This is a genomic window from Gardnerella sp. DNF00109, assembly GCF_049262845.1.
Lineage (GTDB): Bacteria > Actinomycetota > Actinomycetes > Actinomycetales > Bifidobacteriaceae > Bifidobacterium > Bifidobacterium vaginale.
The window spans coordinates 279872-295849 of record NZ_CP058406.1 but is presented as its reverse complement, the minus strand read 5'-3'; the positions used below and the strand labels follow the sequence as shown (position 1 = coordinate 295849).

Annotated in this window: 14 protein-coding genes; 2 read left to right on the top strand and 12 right to left on the bottom strand. The window is 45.0% G+C overall.

Translation table 11 applies throughout. The features are described from left to right. Positions 1-76 precede the first annotated feature (76 nt). Together HXT20_RS01095 and HXT20_RS01090 are read left to right on the top strand one after the other, a co-directional pair. Positions 77-2224 carry a DUF6020 family protein gene (locus tag HXT20_RS01095; RefSeq protein ID WP_422114393.1) on the top strand — a complete coding sequence of 716 codons (2148 nt, stop codon included), beginning with the start codon at positions 77-79 and terminating at the stop codon, positions 2222-2224. Then, positions 2221-3510 carry a helix-turn-helix domain-containing protein gene (locus HXT20_RS01090; protein ID WP_009993943.1) on the top strand — a complete coding sequence of 430 codons (1290 nt, stop codon included), beginning with the start codon at positions 2221-2223 and terminating at the stop codon, positions 3508-3510. The genes HXT20_RS01095 and HXT20_RS01090 overlap by 4 nt, the downstream gene beginning before the upstream one ends. Positions 3511-3597: 87 nt before the next feature. Here the strand turns inward: HXT20_RS01090 and rplA are convergent, their stop codons facing one another. The 12 genes from rplA to HXT20_RS01030 form a co-directional block, all read right to left on the bottom strand. Then, entirely contained in the window at positions 3598-4293 is a 696-nt protein-coding gene (gene rplA, locus HXT20_RS01085; protein ID WP_004118314.1) for a 50S ribosomal protein L1, read from the bottom strand. Positions 4294-4308: 15 nt separating this feature from the next. Further along, positions 4309-4740 carry a 50S ribosomal protein L11 gene (gene rplK, locus HXT20_RS01080; protein WP_004112010.1) on the bottom strand — a complete coding sequence of 144 codons (432 nt, stop codon included), beginning with the start codon at positions 4738-4740 and terminating at the stop codon, positions 4309-4311. 495 nt (positions 4741-5235) lie between these two features. Further along, positions 5236-5619, bottom strand: coding sequence for a 50S ribosomal protein L7/L12 (gene rplL, locus HXT20_RS01075; protein WP_004112006.1), 384 nt, complete (start codon positions 5617-5619; stop codon positions 5236-5238). 95 nt (positions 5620-5714) lie between these two features. Continuing rightward, entirely contained in the window at positions 5715-6236 is a 522-nt protein-coding gene (gene rplJ, locus HXT20_RS01070) for a 50S ribosomal protein L10 (protein ID WP_004112001.1), read from the bottom strand. A gap of 451 nt (positions 6237-6687) precedes the next feature. After that, entirely contained in the window at positions 6688-8082 is a 1395-nt protein-coding gene (locus tag HXT20_RS01065) for an NCS2 family permease (protein ID WP_004118365.1), read from the bottom strand. A gap of 292 nt (positions 8083-8374) precedes the next feature. Next, positions 8375-9154 carry a phosphate ABC transporter ATP-binding protein PstB gene (pstB, locus tag HXT20_RS01060; RefSeq protein ID WP_004111995.1) on the bottom strand — a complete coding sequence of 260 codons (780 nt, stop codon included), beginning with the start codon at positions 9152-9154 and terminating at the stop codon, positions 8375-8377. 29 nt (positions 9155-9183) lie between these two features. Then, positions 9184-10191, bottom strand: coding sequence for a phosphate ABC transporter permease PstA (gene pstA, locus HXT20_RS01055; protein WP_004111993.1), 1008 nt, complete (start codon positions 10189-10191; stop codon positions 9184-9186). Then, entirely contained in the window at positions 10188-11150 is a 963-nt protein-coding gene (gene pstC, locus HXT20_RS01050) for a phosphate ABC transporter permease subunit PstC (RefSeq protein WP_014554777.1), read from the bottom strand. The genes pstA and pstC overlap by 4 nt, the downstream gene beginning before the upstream one ends. Positions 11151-11244: 94 nt before the next feature. Continuing rightward, complete coding sequence (gene pstS, locus HXT20_RS01045) at positions 11245-12423, bottom strand: phosphate ABC transporter substrate-binding protein PstS (protein ID WP_422114392.1); 1179 nt, start codon at positions 12421-12423, stop codon at positions 11245-11247. A 283-nt stretch (positions 12424-12706) separates the two neighbouring features. Beyond that, positions 12707-13408: a 5'-methylthioadenosine/S-adenosylhomocysteine nucleosidase gene (gene mtnN / locus HXT20_RS01040; protein WP_004121411.1), complete on the bottom strand. Its 702-nt coding sequence runs from the start codon at positions 13406-13408 to the stop codon at positions 12707-12709. Positions 13409-13416: 8 nt separating this feature from the next. Further along, positions 13417-13893, bottom strand: a complete 477-nt coding sequence (locus HXT20_RS01035; RefSeq protein ID WP_422114391.1) for a hypothetical protein — start codon at positions 13891-13893, stop codon at positions 13417-13419. An 823-nt stretch (positions 13894-14716) separates the two neighbouring features. Further along, positions 14717-15976 (bottom strand): 3-deoxy-7-phosphoheptulonate synthase, encoded by a 1260-nt coding sequence (locus tag HXT20_RS01030; protein WP_415698902.1) that lies wholly within the window; start codon positions 15974-15976, stop codon positions 14717-14719. Positions 15977-15978: the final 2 nt, after the last annotated feature.

Genomic DNA, 15978 nt, shown 5'->3' with positions numbered 1-15978 from the left:
AAGATTGTGCAACAGGTATAATTTACAACAGTACTTTACACACATTATTTATAGGATTAAAAATCAGTGGGTCACTATGAAATTCATTAAAAATGACTATGCGAGCGCAAAAACAGTCGCAGAACCTACTGATACGTGCAATGCAAAACCAGATACAAAAAACGATATAAAAACAGATACAAAATCTGAAATGAAAATCGATCCAAAAACAAGCACATCAAAAACAAGCTTGACAAAAACATCAGTATTTAATCTCGTAAGTCAGATTGCGACTCAAGCACTAATACTATTTACTTGCATATGGCTTGCTTTTTGCACGAGCTTAGGCGTGATTTACCGTAATCAAGGATCTTTAACCGATTTTAATTGGGTTAATGCACTTATTTTTGCAGCAGTATTCTGCGTTTATTACGCAATTTTAAGATACATTATTCATTTTGGAAAAAACGACAAAAACGACAAAAACGACAAAATACTAAAAATACTAAAAATCACAACTTATAAAATCACAAAACCACTTTTTCACCCATTTAAGAGCATCGCCGCTAAAAAGCCTAAGATAATTTTTTCAATAAAACGTACTCTAAAATGGTGTTTTTACCATTCAACTTGTAGAAAACGAAACATTTTCCTAACACTGATTATCGGCTGGCTGTGGGCACCAGTAACACTTCTAGCAGCTTACGGAGCAGACATTTGCTCACAAATCCGAGAATACAGCTGGACATGGAACCAAATAACTGGCATAAAACAACCATACATTGGATTCTTCAGCTTTGTTCCAGCAGACATCTACCCAACAGCACACTATCTTTGGCCGGCAAAACCTACGTATTTAAGCGACCAACACAACATTGTTTTAACATTAATTTACGGTGCCGTAGCAGCAGTATCGCGATATTTTACCGAATCAAACGATGCTGGAATCATACTACTTGCAATTATGCAATTCATTCTTGCAGCATGGTGTTGCGCCGCCACAGCAAACCGATTCCTAAACACACCATGGGTTAAATCTAAAACAAGCGAAACTCAAACTGCCTTACCAACACCAATCTTCTTCCGCGCAGCCGTAATAATCACATTTTTATTCAGCCCACTTGTAGTTTTTTCAACAATCGCACTAACAAAATCACCATTATTCGCATTTGCATTCGTATGGTGGTTTGGAATATCTTACGAACTACACTGCACAATACAAAACGCAAAAATCTCACGCAAACACACGATTCTTGAACTGATAATAAGCGTATGCATTATGCTAATCGCAGCAAAATATGCGTGGTATATTCTTGTTATCCAATTTGTACTTCTAATGTTTTACAGCATAAAACGTTGGAAAATATGGGTTTTATGCATTCTGCTCCCAACAATTCTTATACACGGAGCCATAATAATAGCCATATCTAGCGGAGCCATAATAAATGGAGATCCTATTGAAAGCCGCGGAGTACAACTTCAGCAAATAGCCAGAATCGCAAAACTAGATCCAAAAAGCATACCGCATAAAGCAGCACGAGAAATTGCGCCAATTTTTAATCTCAACCAAACCGCTGAAGCATACACACCTCAAGACGCAGATCCTGTAAAATCTTCTGGCTTACAGTCTAAAAAAGTGAGCTACCGTTGGCGTTACATTACAAAAGACGACATGAAAAAGTTTAACCACGCATGGTGGCTTATGGTTAAACACAGTCCAATCGTTGCAACGGACGCATTCTTAGCAAAATCCTACGGTTATTTTGACATTCTAGACATCCCTTATGTCGGACCAGAATACTACATAAATACTGACAACATAAAAAACTCAGAGTGGATACGCTACTGGCTACCAGAATGGCGTGCAGGTGTTTCAAATACTGTTGAATCGTGGAGTAATACGCCGATTTTAGGTTGGCTGATTCACGGAAACCTGTATGTTGTTGGCACACTGCTTATCGGAGTTGCAGAAATCGTTCTTAAACGTTGGAAAACACTCGTTTTGCATATTCCTCTTGCGCTGTTAATGGGAGTAATGGTGCTGGCTCCTGCAAACAATTTTGAACGACATATGCTCCCTATTACGTTCGTATTCTTCTTTACGGCTCTAACATTTTTAAGAGAGTCTAAATTGCTTGGCAGAGATAATATTATAGATATAACGTCAAATACAAAAATAGAAAATACTTCACAGTTGCCAAAATTGCCAAAATTAAATATAGAAACGATTGGAGGTGACAAATGAACAACGAACTTTACGATAGCGCGGTTGCTGGCGACTCTACTGCTGACACAACCAGCAAGCTTTATGACGTAGACTATAGTACTACTAGCAACATCACAGAAGATGTTGATTTTCTAACAATTCTTACAGGAATATTGCCAAACGGAAACAATATTTATAATAGGAACTCAAACGAAGCTAAGGAAAAATCGCAAGCAACCAGCGATGAAAAAGCCGAAGAAGCTCAAGACCAAAACCAAACAGAAACACATAAAAAACATCATCTTTTATGGCGCAGAAAACAATCAAACGAAACTACAGAAAAAGCTACTAGCACAACACCACAATTTACGCCACTGCCATGCGCGCCAAAAAACGAAGACACAAGTGGAATATTTGACAATCGAGACGGAAAAATCTTCGACTCAGCAACACGCTTGCGACTACATACAATAATTGGAGCGTGCCTGATGAATGGCATTGCAGACAGCCGCGTAAGCGCACTAATGCACCTCTTGCAATGGCAAGAAAATACGCGGCTCCTGGCAATAGCTGGTACATACGAAACACTCGACATAAACGAAGACAGTCCAACACGCAAAACAACAACTCACGCGCCGCAAAACAACACAGACACTTTACGACGAACCATATGGACGCAACTTGGCGCATGTGGAGCATACGATGCGATAGTAGACCGCGTTCAAAAAGACGCAATTACATCTAGAACAAAAACATGGAAAATAGCCGCAAAACCTCAAGCAAAAGAAAACGATGAATTTCCTGCCCCGTCACACATAATCATCCTAGCTTTAAAAGAAAACCCAAGCCAAGACGCGCTAAACAAACTTTGCGAAGTATTTACAAAATCAGGTAAGCCAATTTGCATAAGCGAAATTGCAGTCGGCGCACAAGAAATATGCGAAGAAATCACAGCAACTCTAGCAGCGCTTGCTGTTGCGCCATCTGTAACACATTTGCCACAAATAATACGCTGCGACGACGTGCTGCCAGAGCGCGCGCTTATAGGCGACGAAACTGCCGTAGAAACCTTATATACTAAGGTGTATCAGAGCTTGGCACCATACAACCCAGACGACCCGACTTTGCAAACTGTAGATGCTTTCTTGCGATTTGGCGGCGCACTAGACCAAACTTCACACAACCTTAATGTGCACCCAAACACAATACGATATCGACTGCGCAAAGTTGCACAAACAACAGGCTGGGACGCCACCGACCCTAGAGAAGCATACGTTTTACAAACTGCTATTACGATTGGGCGCATCCGCGATTCTGCGCGCTAAAGCAAAAAGCGCCGAAAACAACGCATTCTATAAAAGAACACACTATTTTCAGCGCTAATAAAATTACTCAGCTATGCTTGGCTAAAATCACGCAGCAATGCTTGCAATATCCACTGGAACACCAGGAGCCATCGTAGAGGTAATCGTTACCTTAGTGATGTAACGACCCTTGATGGTAGTAGGCTTCAAGCGGCGAATCTCATCGGCAACAGCCTTGAAGTTCTCTTCAAGAGCCTTATCGTCGAAGGAAAGCTTGCCAAAGAGGAAGGAAAGATTGCCCTGACGATCAACGCGGAACTCAATCTTACCACCCTTAATATCGGCAACAGCCTTTGCAACATCCATTGTAACGGTGCCAGTCTTAGGATTTGGCATCAAGCTACGAGGACCAAGCACACGACCAAGGCGACCAACCTTGCCCATCATGTCTGGGGTTGCAACAACGGCATCGAAGTCAAGGAAGCCGCCGGCAACCTTCTCGATAAGCTCGTCATCACCAACAATGTCTGCGCCAGCTTCTTGAGCCTCAGTAGCCTTTGGACCACGAGCAAACACCAAAACCTTAGCGGTTTTACCAGTGCCATTAGGCAAGTTTACAACGCCACGAACCAACTGATCCGCCTTGCGAGGATCCACATTAAGGCGCATAACAGCCTCAGCAGACTCGTCGAAAGCGTGCTTTGGCATGCTCTTAAGCAAAGCAATAGCTTCAGCTGGGGTGTAAAGGTTGTTGCGGTCAATCTTCTCAGCCGCTTCACGATACTTCTTAGAACGCTTCACCATTTTTTCCACTCACTTTCAGTCGGTAACGGTAATACCCATCGAGCGAGCAGTGCCCGCGATAATCTTCATACCAGCTTCAACATCTCGTGCAGAAAGATCTGGCATCTTGATTTCGGCGATTTCGCGCACCTGAGCCTTAGTCACAGAGCCAACCTTGTGGGTCAATGGGTTCTCGGTGCCCTTAGGAATGCCAGCAGCCTTAAGCAACAAAGCAGCAGCTGGTGGAGTCTTAAGAATAAATGTAAAGGAACGATCTTCGTAAACAGTAATCTCTACTGGGACAATCTGACCCATCTTGTCCTTCGTCTGGTCGTTATAGGCCTTGCAGAAGTCCATGATGTTTACGCCGTGGGAGCCTAAAGCAGGACCCAGTGGTGGGGCTGGATTTGCTTTACCAGCCTGAATCTCGAGCTTAATAAGCGCAGAGACTTTCTTTTTTGGAGCCATAATATGGTTCTTCTTTCTTTTGAAGCGGTTCATTCGGCGCCCTAAAACGTTGATATTAAGCAGTTTTAAGGATCCTCCCGCAACTTATATTGCTGTGCTGTGCTAGCGGATTACTCCTCCAGTCACAAGCTTTCCTATTATGCCACTTTGCCGCGACGATTTTGTGACACAAGATGCAGTGCGATTGTACCTGATTTACGGCGTGTTGCAATATAAACGCACTACATGATTACGCACTTTGTTGCTCTGATCATCGCATTCGACTACAAAGTGCGGAAAAACTTGACGCACTTTGTAGCTCTAAACAGCGTTTTGAGCAACATTTTCGGGAAAACAGATCATGTCGTTCGCGCGCTACGCTCTAAGCGCTCAGGCAGGTCGGAACGCAAAAGCGGCAAGGAATCCGTAAAACCACGAAAACCTTGCCGCATTCAAAACGCATCCGCGACTAATGCACTAGCAACCAGCCGAATGCGTTAACAAAAGAGCCTAGAACTACTTAAGTTCAACAGTTGCGCCGGCTTCTTCGAGAGCAGCCTTAGCCTTGTCGGCATCTTCCTTCTTAGCCTTCTCGAGGACTGGCTTTGGAGCATTGTCAACAATGTCCTTAGCTTCCTTCAAGCCGAGGCCAGTCAAAGCCTTAACAGCCTTGATGACGGCAACCTTCTGAGCACCTGCAGAAGCGAGGACAACGTCAAACTCGTCCTTCTCTTCCTCAGCAGCGCCAGCGGCAGCGGCTGGAGCAGCAGCAACAGCAGCTACAGGAGCAGCAGCCTCAACATCGAACTTCTCTTCAAAGGCCTTGACGAACTCAGAAAGCTCGACGAGGGTCATTTCACCGAAAGCTTCAAGAAGCTCTTCGCTAGTGAGCTTAGCCATAATGGCTTCCTTTCTTACTTGGCCAGACACACCTTGTGCCTTAGAGCCATAACATTTTTATTATTTTTGGTCTCATGCAGCAAGCTGCAAGGGAATCAAGCGGCCTTTTCCTGCTTCTCGCGCAAAGCGTCGATAGTACGCACTGCCTTGGTTGGCAAAGCGTTGAACAGGTAGGCGGCCTTGGACATGGTGCCCTTGAGCGCGCCAGCCATCTCGGAAAGCAATTCTGGGCGAGACTTGAGGTCTGCCAGCTGCTTGGCGCCTTCGGCATCGTAAACGGTTCCATCTGCGAAACCGCCCTTGATGACGAGGGTCTTATTCTCTTTGGCAAAATCACGCAAGGTCTTAGCAGCCTCAATGAAATCGCCCTTTACAAAGGTGATTGCAGTTGGGCCAGCAAGAAGCTCATCAAGACCTTCAATGCCCGCTTCCTTAGCGGCAATGCGAGCAAGCGTATTCTTAGCCACAGAGTAGGAAGTATCGCGGCCTAGCTTTTCGCGCAGAGAAGAAATCTGCGGAACTGTAAGCCCGCGGTACTCGGTAAGGTAGACAGCGTCGGCGTTACGGAACAAATCCGTAAGCTCTGCAACTACCGCTTCCTTTTCGGGCCTCTTCATGGCGTTCCTTCCTAAATTGGCCGTCGGAATGGAAATAACATATCAAAAAAGCCCTGCGCACGGCAGAGCATCCAAAAAACACATAGTGTTAAAAAGTTTGTGAAAAATCGCAAATAAATCGCAACAATCACTGCTCAACCTGTGCTGGCATGACACATCATTTTCAGGAATCTTTCGACTCCACCAACGGTCTGTGGTTTACGTTGGGCAAGTTTAATACCTACTTGCGACAATGTCAATATTTTTTCGCAAACTTTATAGTTTATTTTTATTTGAGATTATTTATTTAAGATTATTTAAGAGCGTACTCAACACGCGCGGTTGCTGGCGACTTATCCCAAACTAACGCGGAAAAGTCGAAAGCAACCGTACGCACCAAATACGCTCTTAAAATAATTAATTAAATTAATATCTAACTAATATCTAACTTAACTAATACAAACTAACAGATTTACAAAACTGCGTTAGCAACAAAATCAAGAATGAACAAAAGCGAAACAATCCAAAGCATTGGATGAACGTCTTTAGCACGCTTCTTGCAAGTCATAACTAAGCAGTACATGATAAATCCAGCGGCAATGCCGTAAGAAATCGAGTAAGAGAACGCCATAAACACAGCGGCGAAGAACGCAGGAATAGCTTCAGAAATATCATCCCAAGCAATCTCCTTCAGCGAGCTTGCCATCATGCAACCTACAACTACAAGCACGCCAGCCGTAGCAGCAGCAGGAACAGCGCTAGCCAAAGGCGCAAGCACAATCGAAAGTGCAAAGCACACAGAAACAACTACAGAAGTCAAACCAGTGCGACCACCAGCACCAATACCAGCAGCAGACTCAACGTAAGTAGTGGTGTTAGAAGTACCGCAAATTGCGCCAACCGAAGTTGCAATCGAATCAGCAAACAGCGCGCGATCCATCTTGGAGCTAAAGCCAGATCCGTTTTCCAAAGCCTTCTCATCCGCCTCAGAGAAAATGCCAGTTCTGCGGCCAGTACCAATAAACGTGCCAAGAGTGTCGAAAGTATCCGACATAGAGAAGGCGAAAATAGTCACCAAAACAAGCGGAATGCGTGCTGGATTAGAGAAGAGAGCAGGGAAACCTTGCGGACCAAAAATAGCACCAAAGGTGGTTGGAAGCTGAGCAAAAGCATCTGTAACAGAAACAGCGTTATTTAACGAAGTCAAGCTAAGCGGAATACCAATCAAAGAGGTTGCAATAATCGTAATAAGCAAGCTTGCGCGAACCTTAAGAACAGTAAGAACAATAGCCAAAACAAGTCCAATAAGGAATAGCCACAAAACAGGATTATTAATAACTGCAAGACCTGGAATAGCAGCGGTTGGCTTACTCTTAGCAGCGGCAGCAGGATCCTTGGAAGTAAAGGTGATTAAGCCAACGCTCATAATTCCAACGTATGCAACGAATAAACCAATGCCACCACCAATCGCATGTTGCAACGAAGTTGGGATGGCACGAATAATCATCTTACGAATCTTGGTAACGGTAATAATAATGTTAATTAAACCGCACAAGAACACCATGCACATGGCTTCTTGCCACGTAAAATGCAAGCCAAAGCAAACTGTGTATGTGAAGAATGCGTTAAGACCCATGCCAGCAGCTTGAGCGTAAGGCACATTAGCGAACAAGCCCATAACAAGCGTGCCAATAATTGCTGCGATGATTGTAGCGAGGAAAACGCCACCCTTAGGCATGCCAGTTTGGCTTAAAATCATTGGGTTTACGACGATAATATACGACATTGCAAAGAATGTAGTGAGACCTGCAGTGATCTCCGTTGATACATTCGTGCCGTTTTCTTTGAGATGGAAGAACTTTTCCATAAACTCTCTGTTCCTTGGTTTACAGCGCAAAAGACCATAAAAAGCGTGGCGATAGCACTTGAGCAATCGCGGACGCAATTACATTTGGGCATTCACGCAGAGGTTACTGCGACTCGCTCGACGCACAAAGCAAAAGCCGAATAAACACGCTAGAAAACTCACGAAATTTGAAACGACTTATAGAACTTTGAACAACCGAACAGGTTCGACCTTACGCGCACGTGCTGACCAAAGAAAATCATGTAAAGAACCATGCAAAGAAAACGTGTAGCGGATCGCACGAATGCAAAAATCACCCAAAGCGGCCAGAAATGTAGCGCTCCGCCTCCGTGTTGCGCGGATTGTTGAACATAGTGGTTGTATCTGCAAAATACTCAAGATGCCCTGGTTTTCCAACCGCCTTAAGGTTAAAGAACGCAGTGTAGTCGGCAACGCGCGCTGCCTGCTGCATGTTGTGCGTTACAATCACAATCGTGTAATCGCGCTTAAGCTCGTTAATCAAATCTTCTACAGCAAGAGTAGAAATCGGGTCAAGAGCAGAGCAAGGCTCGTCCATAAGAAGCACTTGCGGATGCACAGCCACTGCTCGCGCAATACAAAGTCGTTGCTGCTGGCCGCCAGAAAGCCCGATTCCTGGCTTATCTAGTCTATCTTTAACTTCGTTCCACAAATTCGCGCCGCGCAAAGCCCACTCAACTAGGTCGTCGGCATCTTGCTTTGAAATATGGCGATTATTTAAGCGAACTCCTGCAAGAACGTTTTCTCGAATAGACATTGTTGGGAAAGGATTTGGACGCTGAAACACCATTCCAACATCTCGGCGAACTGCCACAGGATCCACATCTTTGCCATACAAATCACGGCCTTCAAGCAACACCTGACCTTCCACGCGAGCGCCTGGAGTAATCTCGTGCATGCGGTCTAAAGTGCGCAAAACCGTTGATTTTCCACACCCCGAAGGCCCTATAAAAGCAGTAACCTTGTTTGGCTCAATGCTTATGTTAACGTCTTCTACTGCTAGAAAATCGCCATAGTAAATGTTCAAATGCTTAACATCAATGCGCTGACCCATTTGCGCCTCACTTTCTAAAATCCTTCGTCTTACTTTGCTTTTACTGAAAACACGCGCGCCACAACTCGCCCAACAATATTCAGCAGCAAAACAATCACAATCAAGGCAAGGGCCGCTGCCCATGCTCGCTCCATTGGAATCGTAGTAACGCACGAAGATGGCGCGTTAGCTGGGCAATTCGCCGAAAGCTTTGAATACTCTTGGTAAACGTACACTGGCAAAGTGGTCATTTGCCCGTCAAAAAGATTGAAATTCGTGGATGCAATAAACCCAGCTGCCATTAAAAGCGGAGCCGTCTCTCCAACCACGCGTGCAACCGCAAGAATGCAGCCAGAAACAATGCCAGGCAAGGCGGTTCGCAACACAATTTTTGTAATCATGCGCTGCTTTGTAACGCCTAGAGCCAGCGCCGCTTCTCTTAAATCGTTCGGCACAATTTTTAGCATTTCTTGACACGACTTAACAACAGTCGGAAGCATAAGCAGCGAAAGCGCAACAGACCCTTCAAAACCGTTGATTGTTCCAGGACCCACAAAAATCGTAAAGCTAGAAAACGCAAACAAGCCAGCCACAATCGAAGGTATTCCGCTCATAACGTCTACAACAAGATTAATCAACGTAGCTAAGCGACTTCCTCGCGCATACTCAATCAAATACACGGAGCACATAATTCCAATCGGAATCGAAATCAGCATTGCGCCAAAAGTAATCTCCAAAGTTCCAATAATGGCGTGCAAAATACCGCCGTAACCACCTGTGCCAGTAGCAGCGCCACCAACCACATACGTCATATTATGCGTTAAAAAGTCAAGGTTTAGTCGCTTAATGCCGTTTACAATAGTCGTAAAAAGCAAAGAAAGAAGCGGAATTAGAGCAACTACAAAAGACAGGAAGATTAGCACGCGCATAAACGCGTCTTTTCGCTTACGACTTGCGATTCTAGAACGCGTTGGACGGAACTTGTTAAAGTCGATTTTTGGAGATTCGCTGCTTGCGCTAACAGAGCCAGCTTGTAACGATTCTGAATTTTGCATCATGCACTCGCCTTTCCCGTGATTTTGCGAGCAATAAGGTTTACAGCGAATGAAATAACAAACAGCACCAAACCTGTAGCAATAAGCGCACTAACACCCAATCCGTTGGCTTCTGGGTATTGCGCTGCTATGTTTGCTGCAATCGTCTGGTTTTGTGAAGCTTGCAAAATGTTGAATTTAAAGGTGAATCCTGGAGACAAAATCATAAGAACTGCCATTGTCTCGCCAAGCGCGCGACCAAGACCAAGCATAGACGCGGAAACAATTCCCGACTTTGCAAACGGCAAAACCGCTAGCTTTATCATCTCCCACTTTGTGGCACCAAGAGCGAGCGCACCTTCTTGCTGCAATCGTGGAGCTTGCTGGAAAATGTCTCGCGCCATAGAAGTTATAATCGGCAAAATCATAACAGCAAGAACAACACTAACGGTTGCAGCACTACGCGAAGGACTTGCCGCAGGACCTGCAAAAAGCGGAATCCAGCCAAAAATGTGCGAGATAAACTTCCAGAATGGGTATATGGATGGAACTAGCACCAATCCGCCCCAAAGACCGTAGATTACGGACGGAATCGCAGCAAGCAAGTCGACTACACCACTTAAAAGCGGCACCATTTTTGGCGGAGCATAGTGGCTTATAAACAGCGCGATTCCAATCGAAACAAAGAATGCAAGGAGCAGAGCGAGCGCAGACATAAGAACAGTTCCAAAAACCATTGGCGCTACGTAGCTTAGGAAATCGTGCGCTTTGCCTCCCGTAAAGTCTAAAAATACTTGACTTACTTGGCTTTTGTTTGCGCCTACAATCGGCAACGCTTGAAACAGCAAGAACAACGCCACAGCTGTAAGCACCATTAAAATCAGCAATCCGCAAGCAATAGCTACGCTTTTGAACAAGCGGTCGGCAAAATGGCCACTTTTGCGCACATCTTTACTGATTTCAGTTCTTTGTTTAGAACTCACTCATGCTCCTTTTGTAGTCATTATATAAATGCTATCAGCAGCAATATATTGACTACTCTATTAACTACTCTAAAATCTTGGCAAATTACTATTTTTACTTGCCTATAGACTGAATCGACTTGTTAATCCTGCCCATAAGCTTTTCTGGCAAAGGCGCAGTTCCAGCAGCGCCTTGAGCCGCAGCCTGACCATCTTTGCTGGTAACGTAGCTAAGCCAAGACTTTGCAAATCGTGCTGTTGCAGCGTCTTTGTAAGCACCGCACACAATATCGTAAGAAACTAGCACAATTGGGTAAGCGCCTTTTTCTTCCGTTTTGTGGTTTATTTTAACAACAACGCGGTGCTTTGATTTTGCTGCAGCATCTTCGTCAACCTTTGAATCATTAACGGTTATAGAGCCACCTTCTGGGCTAATCTCGTTGTAAGAATCTCCCACTTTTACTGCCACAGTTCCAAGCTTTCCAACTTGCGAGAAGTCCGCGTATCCAATCGCTCCGTCTGCCATGCGTATTGTGGAAACAACGCCAGACGTGCCTTTTGCGCCCTGACCCACGCTATTTGGCCAATTTTCGCTAAGATTGTAGGACCAATCGCTTGGAGCAACGTCTTTTATGTAGCTTAAGAAGTTCTGCGTTGTACCAGACTTATCGGACCTGTGAACAACTGTAATCGGCTTATCTGGAAGCTTTAGCTTTGGATTTTGCGATTTAATCGCATCATCATTCCAACGCGTAATCTTGCCGTCGAAGATTTTTGCGATTGTAGAAGCGTCCATATTTATGTGTTTTCCAGCATCCGAAACGCCTTTTAGATTAAAGATTACTGCGATTGGAGAAACGTATACTGGAACGTCGAAAGCTGTAGTGCCATTAGCGCAAACCGACTTTGATTTTTCTAGCTCATCATCGCTTAGCGATTTATCGGATCCAGCCCATGCTGTGGCTCCCGTCATAAATGTTGTTACTCCTGCGCCTGAGCCAGTTGGATTATAAGCGATTTTGGCGCCAGGATTCTTAGATTGGAATCCTGCAATCCACGCTTCTACAGCAACCTGCTGGGAAGATGCACCAGATCCTTGGAAGTTTCCTACGATTTTTGCAGAAGAATTTGTGGAGGATTGTGAACTACTTGCAGGAATATTATCTCCGCAAGCTGCAAAGCTCACTAAAGTTGCGGACGCTAACAATCCTGCTGCAACCGCGCGCATATTCCACTTTGTGTTAGATTTTATTGATTGATTTTTTACTGCATTTTTTACTGCATTTTTACGCATATTCTTCATTCCTTTCAAGAAGAATTGCCATTATGCCAGTCGATTCGCGTTTCTCGTATAACCTACCGCAAATCTTTCCTCTTAAATTAATTAAACTAATGTTCAAAACTGGCATCTTTTATTTCTTATTACCTTTTTCTTCTATTAACGATGCCAATATTAAGAGGGGGGTAAAAACCTTGCCGCCAAAATCTAGTTACACCTAAAAAATGGCGGCATTTAGCGCTACTCGCCTTTTGATTGACAATGCAACGCGTCGGCGACCACATCGGCGTGTTGCATTCTACAAATTTCTAGCAATATTTACCGTCATTTTTGCGGCTGTATCCGCGTATTCGGATATGTCGAAAGTGTGAAACTCTTCGTATTTTGTGTCTGCATTGTCGCTCATTGCGCGCACAACTAACGCTGGAATGTCGTTTCTTGCAGCAACGTGAAGAATCGCAGCACCTTCCATTTCTACAGCATCCGCTTGAGTCGCCTCAATTACTTCCGCCACTTTTTCGGGCGTGTCTACAAAATATCCACCAGAGGCAATTGTTCCTAAAATGTGATTAATGCCCATCTTTGTTAAAACATTGTCTGCTGTTTTAAGAAGATAATCGTCTGAATGATACTCGTTTGTAAACGGTTTCCACTGACTAATCATGCGCATGTCGGTGTCTAAATATCTTAATGTTTTTCCAAGAACAACATCATTCGTATGCAAATTTTTATTGAGATTTCCTGCAATTCCAGAAAAGATTACAGCCTGCGGCTTATACGCATCAATTAAATACTGCGTTGTTGCAGCGGCATTTACAAGTCCCATTCCGCCAACTGTTGCAGCAACTTCGATTTTTCCACCATCTTCGCATTCAAGCACACCGCAAGATACGTCAAGGCTAGCCGCCTTATCGTGCTTAACATTGCTAAGAGAAGCGGCAATGTGCGCAACTTCTTCTTCCATAGCGCCAATAATGGCAATTTTTGTAAATTTAGGCATTCGTCAAATCATCCTTTAATCTTGTGTGTTGCATTGCGTTTAATCAAAAATACGCTTACATAACACATAATAACAAAAGACGCGGTTGCGATTTTTAGCAAAGAGCTGCACGTGAATTCAAACCAAGGATTTGTAACAGGAACATTCAAAAACTCCATGATTTGATCTTGAAGCGCCATAAACCCGAAGAAAGATGCTATTAGCAAAACGCAAATTATAGAGCCAACAACAAGACGCCATCCGCGCACAAAAACGCAAAGCACAATCAACGTAATAAACGGAACAATAACGCTAAACCATAGTGCAGAACAGGTAACAACAGTGTAGCCTTTGCTGTGAGTTCCACGATACCACGCAAACGCCAGAAGAAATGCGCCAGCAAGCAGAAGCGCAAAAATCGCGTATCGCGCGATCGTTAGGGCGCGGCTTAAAACGTTTTTATCTTGGGGAAGATTGTTACGATCTATGGCTGGCGATTCGCACATTTTGCACTCCTTTGTTCAAAAATGCTGCATATTTGAGGATTTATTGTAATAGTTTGTAACTAAAAAAAAAACACGGCGTGTCGTGTCGTTCGCGCAAGCTGGGTAGAGATTCGAGATTTTTCGCAGCGGATGAAACGTATCGCTCGCGCGTTACAGCGCGCTCACGTCTTCGCTTGCGTTGAAAGCACACTGTGCTTTCAACTTTGAGCAAGCTCAGCGAATCGAAGTGCATTCGCGCGCTACGCTTTAAGCGCTCATGCAGGTCGATTCGCAGCATGAAATGGTGATTCGCTGAAGTAGCAAGAAAAATCGAGAATCTCGGTGATTAAGCAATACGCAATTGTTTTAGTACGTAAGAGGGCTGGGTGATTCTTGGTCGAACAGTATAAGAGCGGCAGCCGATACCAAATAATCCAATGAGTCACCACTACAAACAAACTTCAACCTAAAAACAAAATCAAAACCAAATCGGAACAACCGCAACAACAACCAACACGCAAGAGGCGGAGCGTTGTGCGAATCGACGACTTCGAGCTGCATAGCGCGCGAGAAGTCACCTCGATTCGCTGAGCCGCTTAAATGTAAAGTCCAGTGGACTTTACATGTGGCGAAGACGTAAGCGCGGCTAATCCGCGCGAGCGCAGAATTAGCCAGCCCTCCTACAACACCAAGCAAGGGAAATCGTTCGCGCGGTCTAAGCGCGCGAACGTCTTCGCTTGCGTTGAAAGCACACTGTGCTTTCAACCTTAAGCAAGCTCAGCGCTCCGAATTGCCTTTTCGCGCTACGCTTTAAGTGAAAAGGCAGGTCGTCGCGCGCGACGAATCAAGACTTAATTCGGCGAGAAGAAACAGACTGCGCAAGCGTGTTAAGCAATCGCTCGGTATCTCCCCAAGAAATGCATCGATCCGTAATCGACTTTCCGTACTCAAGCTCACTCAAAGGCGCAGGATCTTGGTTTCCGCCTTGCAAGAAGCTTTCCATCATAACGCCTTTAATGCCTTTTTCCCCGTGCGCAAAACGATCCGCAATATCTCGCACAACTTGAATCTGGCGATTCTCATCTTTGCCCGAATTTCCGTGCGAGCAATCGATTACAACGCCATTAGACGCCACGCAATCCGCGCCGAGCCTCAGACGAACCGATGCAACAGCAGCAGCAACAGAAGCCGCATCGTAGTTTGGACCCTTGCTAGAGCCACGCAAAACAACATGACAATCAGGGTTTCCAAGTGTTTGTACAGCGCAAGCGCGTCCAAGATGGTCGATTCCAAAGAAAGTGTGATGCTGGCTAGCAGCCAAACATCCATTGACGGCGGCCGTAACAGAGCCATCCGTTGCGTTTTTAAATCCGACTGGCATAGAAAGACCGCTAGCAAGCTGGCGATGAATTTGCGATTCCGTGTTTCGCGCGCCAATCGCCCCCCAGCTAACCGCATCCGCAATAAACTGCGGGCTAGTCGGCTCCAAAAACTCGGTTGCTGCAGCCAAACCAGCGTCTAGTACGCCGAGAAGTGTGCGACGCGCTAAAAGCAAACCCTTGTGAATATCGTGCGTACCGTCAATATCTGGGTCGTTTATCAAACCTTTCCAACCAACTGTTGTGCGCGGTTTTTCAAAGTAAACGCGCATAACAATCAAAAGCTCGCCTTCGAGCTTTGCGCGCAAATCTGCCAAGCGAGACGCGTAGTCAAGAGCCGCAGCAGGGTCGTGAACCGAACAAGGTCCAACGATTACAAGCAAGCGGTCGTCGTCTCCATTAAGGCATCTGCGGATTTCATCGCGTGACTCGGCAACAATATCTTGCGCATACGGAGAAAGTGGCAACTCACCAAGAACTTGCGCAGGAGTGGGAAGCGGCTCCAACTCCAACACGCGACGGTTGATTATACGATCTACTCCAACCTGGTCTTCCCAGCGCTCGAATTTGGATGAATCGAGTGGATTTTTCCCTTCTTCAACAGCTTTTTTAACAGCACGAGCATCCGAGTGATTTAAAGCATTGCCGTTAAACGATTTACAATTAAGATCACTTGTACTAGGTTCGATGCCGCTAATATCGCTGCTATTAATATCCAACTCCATAA

What these genes read in the sequence shown, in the direction of transcription:
- HXT20_RS01095 (WP_422114393.1), top strand. Translation starts at nt 77, where the DNA reads ATGAAATTCATTAAAAATGACTATGCGAGCGCAAAAACAGTCGCAGAA.
- HXT20_RS01090 (WP_009993943.1), top strand. Translation starts at nt 2,221, where the DNA reads ATGAACAACGAACTTTACGATAGCGCGGTTGCTGGCGACTCTACTGCT.
- rplA (WP_004118314.1), bottom strand. Translation starts at nt 4,293, where the DNA reads ATGGTGAAGCGTTCTAAGAAGTATCGTGAAGCGGCTGAGAAGATTGAC.
- rplK (WP_004112010.1), bottom strand. Translation starts at nt 4,740, where the DNA reads ATGGCTCCAAAAAAGAAAGTCTCTGCGCTTATTAAGCTCGAGATTCAG.
- rplL (WP_004112006.1), bottom strand. Translation starts at nt 5,619, where the DNA reads ATGGCTAAGCTCACTAGCGAAGAGCTTCTTGAAGCTTTCGGTGAAATG.
- rplJ (WP_004112001.1), bottom strand. Translation starts at nt 6,236, where the DNA reads ATGAAGAGGCCCGAAAAGGAAGCGGTAGTTGCAGAGCTTACGGATTTG.
- HXT20_RS01065 (WP_004118365.1), bottom strand. Translation starts at nt 8,082, where the DNA reads ATGGAAAAGTTCTTCCATCTCAAAGAAAACGGCACGAATGTATCAACG.
- pstB (WP_004111995.1), bottom strand. Translation starts at nt 9,154, where the DNA reads ATGGGTCAGCGCATTGATGTTAAGCATTTGAACATTTACTATGGCGAT.
- pstA (WP_004111993.1), bottom strand. Translation starts at nt 10,191, where the DNA reads ATGATGCAAAATTCAGAATCGTTACAAGCTGGCTCTGTTAGCGCAAGC.
- pstS (WP_422114392.1), bottom strand. Translation starts at nt 12,423, where the DNA reads ATGCGTAAAAATGCAGTAAAAAATGCAGTAAAAAATCAATCAATAAAA.
- mtnN (WP_004121411.1), bottom strand. Translation starts at nt 13,408, where the DNA reads ATGCCTAAATTTACAAAAATTGCCATTATTGGCGCTATGGAAGAAGAA.
- HXT20_RS01035 (WP_422114391.1), bottom strand. Translation starts at nt 13,893, where the DNA reads ATGTGCGAATCGCCAGCCATAGATCGTAACAATCTTCCCCAAGATAAA.
- HXT20_RS01030 (WP_415698902.1), bottom strand. Translation starts at nt 15,976, where the DNA reads ATGGAGTTGGATATTAATAGCAGCGATATTAGCGGCATCGAACCTAGT.